The sequence below is a fragment of the Jejuibacter sp. L23 genome, assembly GCF_050815825.1.
In the GTDB taxonomy this organism is placed as follows: domain Bacteria; phylum Pseudomonadota; class Gammaproteobacteria; order Enterobacterales; family Enterobacteriaceae; genus Jejubacter; species Jejubacter calystegiae.
In genome coordinates this window covers 4,449,703-4,461,556 of record NZ_CP138199.1, presented here as the reverse complement: position 1 = coordinate 4,461,556, position 11,854 = coordinate 4,449,703, and the positions used below count along the sequence as shown (strand labels likewise).

The window sequence follows — 11,854 nt, the reverse complement described above, 5'->3', positions numbered from 1 at the left end:
ATTATGACGATTGTATTTAAAAGTTGCCAATGAATTGTTTTACCGTAGGTGAACGTTCGAATTTTCTCCAGGCTAAAGCTACATCGGTTTTTAATCTGCTTTTTTTTATTTGATGAAAGGTGATATGTGGATGTTGAAAACATGTCATGGACTCCGGAATAAATGCGAAACCAAAACCGGCTGCGACCATACTTATAGATGAAGAAAACTGAGACGCCTGGATTTTGTTATCCATATTAATCCCTGCCTGCTGGCAGGTCTGATAGATCAGCTCGTAAAGCCCTGGTGCCACTTCCTGTGGAAATATAATGACAGGTGTTCCCGTTAATTCATCAAGCGATAGTTCAGCCTGCCTGGCTAAGGGGTGGCTGTGATGCAATCCAACCAGCATCTGTTCCCTGGCAATCATCCGCAGATTAAAAAACTGACTACTGTCGCAGGGCAGGCGCACAAAAGCGGCGTCAATCCTGCCTTCGTCCAGTTCATGCATCAGTGTCGCCATGTTCGCTTCTTTCTGATAAAGCGCAACGTTCGGATAATCTTTATGAAACTGATAAATCGTGGAAAATATTTTGGGATGAAAAGCATTGGAACTGGTTACACCCAGATACAATTTCCCATTAACGCCGCGGGCAATACCTTTCGCCTTTTCAAGGGCCGCATCGCTCAGCGCAATTATCTTACAGGCATCCTCATAAAAGTTTCTTCCCGCTTCAGTCAATTCTACACTCCGGGTCAGCCGGTGCAGCAGTGGAGTACCGACTTCTCTTTCTAATCTTTGAATTTGCTGGCTAAGCGGGGGTTGCGAAATTCCTAAAGATTCAGCGGCCCTGGAAAAATTTTTATTTTGTGCTACGGCGATAAAATAGCGGAGATAACGAAGCTCCATATAAAAACCTCCCTCATCCTGACGGTCTTTGGCTCTATATCAGAAATAAATTGAATTCGTATGTTCTGTATATTGGAACTGTTTGCTGAAACGAGTCAATAATTAATCGTCTTTCCAACCTGTTTTTAAAACGAGGGAACAAGGCATGACTCATGCAACCAATTGTTCTTGCGAGGAAAACCTGATTCAAATGATTTTGGGTTTTTCAGAGGATAACCCAGAGCTCGTGATATATCAGACCTCGCTAATGAGCGCGCTACTCAGCGGCGTGTACGAAGGCGAGACGACAATCGCGCAACTGATGACCCGGGGGGACTTCGGCTTGGGTACCTTTAACGAACTGGACGGCGAGCTGATCGCTTTTAGCCAGGAGGTATACCAGCTACGCGCCGACGGAAGCGCGCGCGTGGCGCTGCCGGATCAGAAAACCCCTTTCGCCGTGATGACCTGGTTCAGGCCTCAGTATCGGTTACAGATCGATCGCGCTATCAGCCGACAAAAACTGCATGACATTATCGACGCCCGGATCCCATCCGATAACATCTTTTGCGCACTACGCATCGACGGGCATTTCCGCCACGCGCATACCCGTACTGTACCAAGACAGACCCCACCATACCGGGCTATGACCGACGTGCTCGACGACCAGCCGGTATTTCGCTTTAACGGTCGGCATGGGGTTCTGGTGGGATTCCGTACGCCGCAGCATATGCAGGGGATTAACGTCGCTGGCTACCACGAACACTTTATTACCGACGATCGTCAGGGGGGCGGGCACCTCCTGGATTACCAGCTCGAACATGGCGTACTGACCTTCGGCGAAATTCACAAGCTGGTCATCGATCTGCCGAAAGACAGCGCTTTCCTGAATGCAAATCTGCATCCCGACAATCTTGATGCCGCTATCCGCGCGGTAGAGAACTAACTCTATATCTGAAGGAGGAGTCATCATGGATAATGAAAACCATACCCGGCAATGGGCCTGCGGCGCTGATATGGTCGTTGGTCAGCTTGAGGCCCAGGGGGTAAAGCACGTTTTCGGGATACCAGGCGCTAAAATCGATAAGGTTTTTGATTCCCTTCTCGATTCGTCCATTCAGCTCGTGCCCGTCCGTCATGAGGCCAATGCGGCCTTTATGGCCGCTGCTGTGGGCCGAATTACCGGCAACGCGGGTGTGGCGCTGGTAACGTCCGGACCTGGTTGCTCCAATCTGATTACCGGGATGGCGACGGCAAATTCAGAAGGCGACCCGGTCGTTGCGCTGGGGGGAGCGGTCAAACGTTCAGATAAAGCTAAACTGGTTCATCAGAGCATGGACACCGTGGCGATGTTCAGCCCGGTAACCAAGTATGCAGTGGAAGTTACCTCCTCCGACGCGATTGCCGAAGTCGTCTCTAACGCGTTTCGCGTTGCCGAACAGGGGCGTCCCGGCAGCGCATTCGTCAGCCTTCCCCAGGATATCGTCGATCAACCCGCGGTCGGCAGAATTCTGCCCGCCAATGGCGTCCCGCGTTCCGGCGCTGCGCCGGACGCGGATATCGCCCGGGTGGCCAGGATGATCGCTTCGGCTAAAAACCCGGTATTTCTGCTCGGGTTAATGGCCAGTCAGCGGGAAAACAGCGCCACTCTTCATCAACTGCTGGAAAAGAGTCGCGTTCCGGTGACCAGTACCTACCAGGCGGCCGGGGCGGTGAATCAGCAAAATTTCACTCATTTTGCCGGGCGCGTCGGACTGTTCAATAACCAGGCTGGCGATCGATTGCTGCAACTGGCGGATCTGATTATCTGCATCGGCTATAGCCCGGTGGAATATGAACCGTCGATGTGGAATACCGGTGACGCCACTCTGGTGCATATCGATGTCATGCCCGCCTATGAAGAGCGTAATTACATTCCGGACATTGAGCTGGTGGGGGATATCGCAAGTACCCTGGGTAAGCTGGCCGGGCATATTGAAAAGCCCCTGACGCTGTCGCCCCGGGCTGCCGAGATCCTGCTGGATCGACGCCATCAGCGCGATCTTCTGAATCGTAAGGGTGCGCAGCTTAATCAGTTTGCTCTGCACCCGCTGCGTATCGTGCGCGCCATGCAGGATATCGTGAACAGCGATGTCACCCTGACAGTGGATATGGGTAGCTTTCATATCTGGATCGCTCGCTACCTGTACAGCTTCCGCGCCCGTCAAATGATGATCTCCAATGGTCAGCAGACCATGGGGGTGGCGCTACCCTGGGCCATTGGTGCCTGGCTGGTGAATCCGGATCGTAAAGTGGTTTCTGTTTCCGGAGATGGTGGCTTTCTGCAATCGAGTATGGAGCTGGAAACGGCCGTGCGGCTCGGTGCCAATATTTTGCACATTATCTGGGTTGATAACGGCTACAACATGGTGGCGATTCAGGAACAGAAAAAATATCAGCGGTTATCTGGCGTCGACTTCGGCCCGGTGGATTTCAAAGTGTATGCAGAGGCTTTTGGGGCGAGAGGGTTCGCCGTGGAAAGCGCGGAAAGCCTTGAGCCTACTCTGCGTACCGCGATGGACGTTCAGGGCCCCGCGGTGGTCGCGATTCCAGTGGATTACAGTGATAACCCGCGACTGATGGGCCAGCTCCATCTCAGTCAGATTCTATGAGTAACCAGAAGGATTGTGTAATGAAAAAAGTTGCATTGGTCACCGGCGCCGGTCAGGGGATCGGTAAAGCCATCGCTCTGCGCCTGGCCAGAGACGGCTTTGCCGTCGCCGTTGCTGACTATAATAGCGAAACTGCGAATGCCGTTGCGCAGGAGATTAAAGGCTATGGCGGTGAGGCTATGGCCGTAACGGTAGACGTATCAGATCGCGAGCGGGTGTTCGCCGCCGTGGAAGAGGTGCGCCGGGAACTAAAAGGGTTTGATGTTATCGTCAATAATGCGGGGATAGCCCCCTCTACGCCCATTGAATCCATAACGCCGGAGGTAGTCGATAAGGTTTATAACATCAACGTTAAAGGCGTTATCTGGGGGATTCAGGCCGCGGTGAAAGCCTTTAAAGTGGAAGGCCACGGCGGAAAAATCATTAACGCCTGTTCTCAGGCTGGCCATGTGGGTAACCCGGAACTGGCGGTATACAGCTCCAGTAAATTCGCGGTTCGCGGTTTGACTCAGACTGCGGCCCGGGAGCTGGCGTCTTTAGGCATTACTGTGAATAGTTACTGCCCTGGGATTGTTAAAACGCCAATGTGGTCGGAGATCGATCGTCAGATCTCAGAGGCCGCTGGTAAGCCTCTGGGCTATGGCACCGAAGAGTTTGCCAAACGTATTACCCTGGGCCGTCTGTCAGAACCGGAAGATGTGGCCGCCTGCGTCTCTTATCTGGCGGGGCCGGATTCGGATTATATGACTGGTCAGTCACTGCTTATCGATGGCGGTATGGTTTTTAACTAATAGTGGTTTAGGCTCTGACATGGCCTGTGCTCCTGTCGCATTGCGGCAGGGGCTTTTTTATCAGTAATAATAATTGGCAACAAAATATTTTTACTCTGGTAAATAATGAAAGAGATCAGTGACATTAACAATGTTGTATAGAATAATCTGCCTGATTCAGTATCTTTGATGTCTCCAACTCTCTTTTCCATAAAAATTACTAAAACGAGAGGGTTTCTTAGTTTTGTTGAACTTTATGGCATACTCCTGGCTATATGTAACTGGTTTTTTCATTATCATGTATTTGTCATGAATTCTTATTCAGGATTCCTGGTGAACGGCGATATTAAATTTTATATGGCCATATCCTGAAGAGACAGGAGTTGTGATATTACTTATAGCGCGATCATTCTTTATTATTTAAATTACATTAAAATCAATTGGTTGGATGTGATTTTTGTCTTGTGTTATTTTCAGGTGATGGTGGAGTTATATGGCCGATTATCGATAATTACCTCCTGGCGTTGATGGCTGATAAGAATTTTGCCTCATTGACAATTAATTTTACCGGAGCAACTATTGTCTGGCATTATGCAACATAACAGGAGTTATATTATGGATAGTCATATTCTGGAAACTTTCCCTGTCTCATATTCTTATTCTGATTTCACTAACTGGTCAAAAGAGGTTACTGGTAGTCATATTCTCACCTGTGCGCCGGCCAACCAGCAGGAATTGCTGGCGGTGGTCAATTGGGCGTATAAAAATAATTATCATGTTCGTCCGGTGGGAATGAAACATAACTGGTCTACCCTGACGATTGCTAACGGTGATAATAACAGTAGCGTGCTGCTGGTGGATTTAACGAAGAAACTGACCAAAGTTTCTATTACTAAAGAGGGAGAACATGGTTTTGTTACGGCGCAAACCGGAATCGCCATGCAGACGCTGATGACGGAGCTGGAAAAGCAGAAGCTGGGGTTTTACGCCACACCGGCGCCAGGAGATCTGACGTTGGGCGGGGTGTTGGCTATCGGTGGTCACGGCACCTGCATCCCCGCAGCCGAAGAGGCACTGGCGGAAGGGGGAAGCTATGGTTCAGTAAGCAACAGCATTGTGTCTCTTAGCGCCGTAGTGTGGAATGCGCAGTCCGGCGAATATGAACTTAAAACCTTTAAGCGTGACGACGCGGAAATCGCGGCCTTTATGGTACATGTCGGTCGCGCGCTGATTTTTGAGGCCACTCTCCAGGTTCCGCGCAACCGGCGCCTGCGCTGCCAGAGTTATGTCAATGTGCCTGCTAAAGAGCTTTTCGCCGCGGAGGATTCCGGCCAGCGCACGTTCACTCACTTTCTGGAACAGTGCGGGCGGGCCGAGATCATCTGGTTCCCCTTTACCGAAAATCCCTGGTTAAAAATATGGACGCTGGAAGATCATTATCCGGTAACCGCTAAGCCGGTAAACACACCGTTTAACTATCCGTTTTCAGATAATCTGCCCGTGCAGGTTTCCGATCTGATTAAAAAGATCAATAACGGTGCACCGGAGTTTACGCCGGATCTGGGCAAGGCGCAGATGGAGCTGGTGAGTATCGGGCTGGGGGCAACGCTTTCCGGCGATCTCTGGGGCTGGAGCAAAGATTTACTGCTGTATGTTAAGCCGAGTACGCTGCGAGTCACGGCCAACGGTTACGCGATTATTACCCGCCGTGACAATATACAAAGGGTGCTGAATGATTTTGCCGTGAAGTATGAAGAGATGGTCAGCCGTTATAAAGAGAGAAACTCTTATCCGATGAATGGCCCGATTGAAGTACGCGTTACCGGACTGGATAAGGCCCGGGACAGTACGGTAGCGAACGCCGTCACGGCCGATCTCTCGGCGATACGTCCGGTGGATGATAAACCTGAATGGGATACCGCTATCTGGTTAGATATTTTAACCATGCCGGATACTCCGGACGCAAATAAGTTTTATCACGAAATGGAAACATGGATTTATAGCCATTTTAGCGGTGATTACGCTACCGTAAGGGTCGAGTGGAGTAAAGGCTGGGCTTATACCGACCAGGCCGCATGGGCCGCTGACGAAGTGATGAGTAAAGAAATCCCTCAAAGCTTTGGTGGCAGTTGGCAACATGCCCGGGATGTATTGGATAAATACGATCCTCACTATCTTTTTTCATCGCCGCTGATCAACACCTTCTTTAATTCAGAGAAGTAAACTCTGTTTTTTCTTAGACTAAAGCCACCATCCGGTGGCTTTATTATTTTGACGCGAAAAAATAATAAAAGCCGCCTGATGTTTCAGGCGGCTTTTATCGGTTTGCCTGGTCAGTCAGGACGTTTTATCGTTATCAGGCCCCCCACTCCTCCTCGAAGTGATAATCAATGCGGCTGGTGTCGCCGCCCAGCAGGCCGCCTACGTCGGCAACGGTCTTGAATGCCGCATATCCTAAGGAGTCTGCCAGATAGTGAATCCCCCCCAGGCCAACTGCGTTGAACGTCTGGCCTACGGAAGAAACCAGTCGGGTATTCAGAATATCGTTGGAAACCTTAACGGCATCCACGACGGTGTCTCCGACAAAACCCAGGGTGTCAGAAATAATCCCGGCGCCAGCAACCATTTCAATTTCATTAACGGTTAGTTCTTTCATAGATAAACTCCTTTGACTCTCATGTTCATACGCGATGCGTCAACGTCGCGCGCTTTTCCTTATGCTCAATCAAGTGGGACTAAGGAACTTGAATCCTTTTTAATATTTAAAGCACCGGCTTGGTGAACGGTCAAATAATATTTTTTCATCGTATCCAGATCTGTTTTTAAAATGAAAAACATTCTCAAGGATAGTTCTTATTTTATATTGTTATACCTCTGTTTATTCCTGGTTATTATTCCTGGTTAATGATGGGGGTAGTTTTTTATAATGCTGGTTATTAACGTAATTAGTGGATTGTGAATATCTGTGATAAGGTTTTTGTGATGAACATTAATTATTTCTTTTTGTGTTTTTTTTCAGCGTGAGAAATTTTCTGAAATTGATGTTTAACACCATAGCGCTTCAACCGGCGTCTTTGCGTCATAGTGCCAGGCGATCTGGGCCTGAAGGAGTTCGGCGCAGGCCAGAGCATCGGTCAAAGCATTATGCGCCGGGTAGTGGGGCAGGTTGTAGCGGGCGCGGCTTTCCGGCAGGCGCAGCGATATCCGTTTCCGGCCCATGAGCAGTCGCGCCGCCAGACTAACAGAGCTGTGACGGTGCAGGCGGGCTTCCAGCGCCAGGGTGTCGATACAGGGGAAGACGATCCCTTCGCCGATGCGGCGCTTAAGGGCGGCATCCAGAAACTGTCGCTCTATTCCACGATGGTGGACCACCAGCACATGACCGGCCATCCGTTCCAGTAGCGTGATAAACAGGGCGTTCAGATCCGGCGCTTTCGCCACCTCGGAATGGGTGATGCCGTGAATCACCACGGATTCGTCGCGCAGCGCCGTCCGGGGCTTCAGAAGCCAGTGCTGGCTGTGCCGCAGGCGAATGCGCTGAAGGGTCATCGGCACCAGGCCGATGCTGACAATATCATTGCGTCGGGCGTCGATGCCGGTGGTCTCAAAGTCCATAGCCAGTAACGGCACCTGGTCGATGGCGGTATCAGAGGGAACGGCGCCCGCCTGGTAGAACGCCTGTAGCGCGGGGTGTCGCGCCTGGCGGGCAAGGGCGGCCATTCGGGTAGCCCAGTCCTGGGATTCACTCTCTACGCCGGATCGTCGCGGCGCCGCTTTTAGCGGATGTTTGCCTATATAAAACACCATGCCTCAGCGTATTCGGCCCGCCTGATAGCGGTATTTCAGGAATTTCTGGGCGTTACTCAGGATCTGGAAGGCGTCTTTCAGGTTTTTGCGTTCGAAATCCGACAGCTTTTCCGGCTCGATATTATTGTCGGGCGGGCGTCGGGCATCCAGATCCAGCGCCTGATGGCGAATGCGAACCATCGAGATAAACTCCAGCGCGTCGCGCAGATCCTGACCCCGACCGTGGGGCAGAATATCGGCCTCAATAATATCCTGTAGCCGTTCAAAGGAGTTGCGGGCCCGGGAGCCGACCGCCAGGGCATGTACCCGGATCAGATCCGCCAGCGGGGCGGTGCCGCGCCGTTTCATATTGATGGAACGGCTGTGGTCACCGGAAGGCTCCATCACAAATCCCTTAAAGAAACCGAGCGGCGGCGTGCGTAGCAGCGCGTTGCGCGCCATGCAGGCCAGAAAACGGGCATTATGGCGCACCTGCCGGGTAACGGTCTGATTCAGGCGATCGGCCCATTCGGTTTTCCCCCACACGCCGTCGAGATCGAAAAAGATGGCGCACTCAAGCAGCGTCTGTGGCGTGGGCTGACCGATCCAGTCGGCGAAGTAGCCTTCCCACACGGCAAGGGGCTGACGCCAACGGGCGGTGGTCGCCATAATTCCGCCGCTGCAGTAGCGGTAGCCGCAGGCCGCCAGACCATCGCTCACAAAGGTTGCCAGTTGAAGAAACCAGCCGTCGTGGCGGGCGGGATCGAAGCGGTTATCGAGCACCAGCGCGTTATCCTGGTCGGTGACGATAAGCTGCTCCTGACGCGCCATCGAGCCCAGCGCCAGAAAGCAGTAGGGCACCGGCGGTGGGCCAAACTGCTGTTCCGCCAGCTCCAGCAGCCGCTGGGTAAAGCTGCGGCCAATCACCGCCATGGCGCTGCCGATCATCTTCGAGTTGGCATCTTCACGCACAATGCGCCGGAAGCAGTCGCGAACTTCGCCGCTCAGGGCGCTCAGTTCGCTGACGCTGTTGGCGTGGAAGATGCGCCTGACCACAAACAGGCTGTTCTGGGACTCGTAGCGGATAATATCCGACTGAGATATCACCCCGATGGGTTGTCCCTGTTTCAGTACCGGCAGATGGTGCACGTTGTGGCGCATCATGGTCAGCATGGCCTCGAATACCATCTGGTGATGTTCACAGTGAATCAGCTCCGGGGTCATGATTTCGCCGACCGGGGTATCAACGCTCAGGCCTCTGGCGATAACCCGGGTTCGCAGGTCGCGATCGGTGAGCATACCGGCCATTCGTGCGGCGTTGCCCATAGCGCCTTCCGGTACTCCTGGGTGCATCACCAGCAGGGAAGAAACCCCTTCGGCGCTCATAATTGTGGCGGCCTCCCGAACGCTGCCGGAGGTTTCGATGGTTACCGGTTTACGGCCAATCAGCGTATCGATAGGCGAGGTGAGCAGTTCGTTGGCGTCTTCGGTACGGGCCACGGTGTGGCGCAGCCGGGTGCGATCCTCCACCTCGACCACGTCGGCGAAGGATTCATATTGGGCAAACAGTTGATGGAATACCGGCGCAGGTATCAGCCAGGCCAGAGTATCTTCCAGGGCGGTGACCGGGAAGCGCACGCTGCTTTCGCGCAGCAGGCCGAACTGGCCGAAATAACCTCCGGCGCTGAGGCGATTATAAAGCTCGCCGTTACGCCGGTAGACTTCAACGGCGCCGCTGCGCACCACGTACCAGGCGTCCACCTGCTGGCCGAAAGTCAGGATCCTGGTGCCCGCTTTGAAATAGCTGACCTCGATCCCGGCGGCCACCTGGGCCAGCGCCTCGTCAGGCAGCGCGTCGAACGGTGGGTAGCTGCGCAGAAAGGCGATGATTTCCTGATGTTCGGCCTGCATTTTTTAGCCCTGCTCCGTGCCTGGGGCGGAGCGATAGCGCGGCTCCGAGGCCAGTCCCTTAAGCACTGAAAATGCGGCAATCAGCAGGACGATGGCGAACGGAAGTCCGGTAGAGAGCACCATGGTTTGCAGCGCCACCAGGCCGCCGCCCAGCAGCAGGGCTATCGCCACCACCCCCTGAAAACTGCACCAGAATACCCGCTGCGGTGTGGGGGCGTTAACTTTGCCACCCGCCGAGATAATGTCGATAACCAGCGAGCCGGAATCCGACGAGGTGACGAAGAACACCACCACCAGCAGAATGCCGATAAGCGAGGTTACCTTCGCCAGCGGCAGGGTATCAAGCATGGTAAACAGCTGTAGTGGCAGCTCCGCGTCGGCAATGGCCTGATATCCCTGATTGAAATACTGGAAGATAGTGGTGTCGCCCAGAATGGTCATCCACATCACGCAGGCCAGTGATGGAACGATCAGCACCGAGATAATAAACTCGCGCACGCTCCGGCCACGGGAAACGCGGGCGATAAACATGCCGACGAACGGCGACCAGGAGATCCACCAGGCCCAGTAGAAGGCGGTCCAACTGGCGACGAAGTTGCTGTCTTCGCGCCCGAAAGGGTTAGACAGCGCGGGCAGGTATTGCAGATAAGCCCCCAGGTTAGTGAAAAAGCCGGTCAACAGCGCAAGCGTAGGGCCGACGATGATAACGAACAGCAGCAGCAGAGCCGCCAGCATCATGTTGATTTCAGAGAGCCGACGTACTCCCTTTTCCAGCCCGGCCACCACCGACACGGTAGTAATGGCGGTAATGCCAATGACCAGCAGGATCTGTGTGGTCTGGCCCATCGGGATATCGAACAGGTAATTCAGCCCGGAAGCCGCCTGGGCGGCGCCTAATCCCAGGGAGGTCGCCAGGCCAAACAGCGTGGCCAGCACCGCCAGAATATCGATGATATGCCCGGGCCAGCCCCAGACCGAATCCCCCAGCAGCGGATAAAACACCGAACGCATGGTCAGGGGCAGGCCCTTATTAAAGGAGAATAGCGCCAGTCCCAGCGCCAGAATGGCATAAATCGCCCAGGGGTGGAGCGCCCAGTGAAAGATGGTGGTCGCCATAGCCAGATGGCGGGCGCTTTCCGGGGAGCCGGCCGCCGCGCCCAGCGGCGCGGCGTCAGTGCGAACGCCGTTTTCAACGCTGATTCCTCCCAGCGAGCTGGAAAAGTGCGACAGCGGTTCAGAAACGCCATAAAACATCAGCCCGATGCCCATCCCGGCGGCGAACAGCATGGAAAACCAGCTCAGATAGCTATAGTCCGGCCTGGCCAGGGTGCCGCCCAACCGGACCTTGCCCAAAGGGGAAAAGACCAGTCCCAGACAGAGAATCACGAAGATATTGCCGGTGCTCAGAAAAAACCAGCTCAGGTTGGTGGTCAGCCAGGTGAGTACGCTTTTGAAGACAGGTTCGACCTGGTTATGAAACACCAGCGTCAGCACGACGAAAATCACGACCGACATGCCGGAGATAACAAAAACGCGGTTATGGATATCCAGCCCGAACGGGCCGACGCTGACCACGATATTGTCCTGGCCCACCTGATAGTCGGTGTCGTAGGGGTTAACCTCACCATCGGGTACCATCGGATCTTTTGAATCCGTCATAGTGATTCCTCCCAGGGAATGGTTGGTGATTGCCTGAAGCCTGCGTGGGGCTGGCCACAGCTTCCGATCAGTCAGCCCATTCCGGACGGATAATAACGGTGCTGTCGCGCTGCGAAATGCCTGGCAACGTCTTACTGGGGTTGATTTGCGACATCCGGCCCGGGCAAGGTCTGGCGGTGATTTCCGGTCGGTCTGATGACCTGAAGCGT

9 protein-coding genes are annotated in these 11,854 nt (G+C 53.5%); 4 read left to right on the top strand and 5 right to left on the bottom strand.

Features of this window, described 5'->3' with window-relative positions; translation table 11 throughout:
- Positions 1–16: 16 nt before the first annotated feature.
- Positions 17–889, bottom strand: a complete 873-nt coding sequence (locus tag SCU88_RS21230) for a LysR family transcriptional regulator (RefSeq protein WP_138093711.1) — start codon at positions 887–889, stop codon at positions 17–19.
- Positions 890–1,034: 145 nt separating this feature from the next.
- Here SCU88_RS21230 and budA point away from each other — a divergent pair, with 145 nt between their 5' ends.
- The 4 genes from budA (at position 1,035) to SCU88_RS21210 (ending at position 6,512) form a co-directional block, all read left to right on the top strand.
- On the top strand, positions 1,035–1,814 hold the full coding sequence (budA, locus tag SCU88_RS21225) for an acetolactate decarboxylase (protein ID WP_175340710.1): 780 nt from the start codon (positions 1,035–1,037) through the stop codon (positions 1,812–1,814).
- Positions 1,815–1,839: 25 nt separating this feature from the next.
- On the top strand, positions 1,840–3,519 hold the full coding sequence (alsS, locus tag SCU88_RS21220) for an acetolactate synthase AlsS (protein WP_138093705.1): 1,680 nt from the start codon (positions 1,840–1,842) through the stop codon (positions 3,517–3,519).
- A 20-nt stretch (positions 3,520–3,539) separates the two neighbouring features.
- Positions 3,540–4,310, top strand: a complete 771-nt coding sequence (locus tag SCU88_RS21215) for a (S)-acetoin forming diacetyl reductase (protein ID WP_175340709.1) — start codon at positions 3,540–3,542, stop codon at positions 4,308–4,310.
- A 570-nt stretch (positions 4,311–4,880) separates the two neighbouring features.
- On the top strand, positions 4,881–6,512 hold the full coding sequence (locus SCU88_RS21210; RefSeq protein ID WP_431810184.1) for a cholesterol oxidase substrate-binding domain-containing protein: 1,632 nt from the start codon (positions 4,881–4,883) through the stop codon (positions 6,510–6,512).
- A gap of 133 nt (positions 6,513–6,645) precedes the next feature.
- On the opposite strand, the gene SCU88_RS21205 is transcribed toward SCU88_RS21210, so the two are convergent.
- The 4 genes from SCU88_RS21205 to SCU88_RS21190 all read right to left on the bottom strand — a co-directional run bounded on the left by SCU88_RS21205 (position 6,646) and on the right by SCU88_RS21190 (position 11,645).
- Entirely contained in the window at positions 6,646–6,945 is a 300-nt protein-coding gene (locus tag SCU88_RS21205; RefSeq protein ID WP_138093696.1) for a hypothetical protein, read from the bottom strand.
- 389 nt (positions 6,946–7,334) lie between these two features.
- A complete protein-coding gene (locus tag SCU88_RS21200) occupies positions 7,335–8,096 on the bottom strand; it encodes a 3'-5' exonuclease (protein ID WP_175340707.1) in 762 nt (253 codons plus the stop codon).
- 3 nt (positions 8,097–8,099) lie between these two features.
- Entirely contained in the window at positions 8,100–9,986 is a 1,887-nt protein-coding gene (locus tag SCU88_RS21195) for a DUF294 nucleotidyltransferase-like domain-containing protein (protein ID WP_138093689.1), read from the bottom strand.
- A 3-nt stretch (positions 9,987–9,989) separates the two neighbouring features.
- The gene (locus SCU88_RS21190) at positions 9,990–11,645 is read right to left on the bottom strand and encodes a BCCT family transporter (RefSeq protein WP_138093686.1); all 1,656 of its coding nucleotides are present in this window, start codon (positions 11,643–11,645) and stop codon (positions 9,990–9,992) included.
- Between the last annotated feature and the right edge of the window lie 209 nt (positions 11,646–11,854).

What these genes read in the sequence shown, in the direction of transcription:
- SCU88_RS21230 (WP_138093711.1), bottom strand. Translation starts at nt 889, where the DNA reads ATGGAGCTTCGTTATCTCCGCTATTTTATCGCCGTAGCACAAAATAAA.
- budA (WP_175340710.1), top strand. Translation starts at nt 1,035, where the DNA reads ATGACTCATGCAACCAATTGTTCTTGCGAGGAAAACCTGATTCAAATG.
- alsS (WP_138093705.1), top strand. Translation starts at nt 1,840, where the DNA reads ATGGATAATGAAAACCATACCCGGCAATGGGCCTGCGGCGCTGATATG.
- SCU88_RS21215 (WP_175340709.1), top strand. Translation starts at nt 3,540, where the DNA reads ATGAAAAAAGTTGCATTGGTCACCGGCGCCGGTCAGGGGATCGGTAAA.
- SCU88_RS21210 (WP_431810184.1), top strand. Translation starts at nt 4,881, where the DNA reads ATGCAACATAACAGGAGTTATATTATGGATAGTCATATTCTGGAAACT.
- SCU88_RS21205 (WP_138093696.1), bottom strand. Translation starts at nt 6,945, where the DNA reads ATGAAAGAACTAACCGTTAATGAAATTGAAATGGTTGCTGGCGCCGGG.
- SCU88_RS21200 (WP_175340707.1), bottom strand. Translation starts at nt 8,096, where the DNA reads ATGGTGTTTTATATAGGCAAACATCCGCTAAAAGCGGCGCCGCGACGA.
- SCU88_RS21195 (WP_138093689.1), bottom strand. Translation starts at nt 9,986, where the DNA reads ATGCAGGCCGAACATCAGGAAATCATCGCCTTTCTGCGCAGCTACCCA.
- SCU88_RS21190 (WP_138093686.1), bottom strand. Translation starts at nt 11,645, where the DNA reads ATGACGGATTCAAAAGATCCGATGGTACCCGATGGTGAGGTTAACCCC.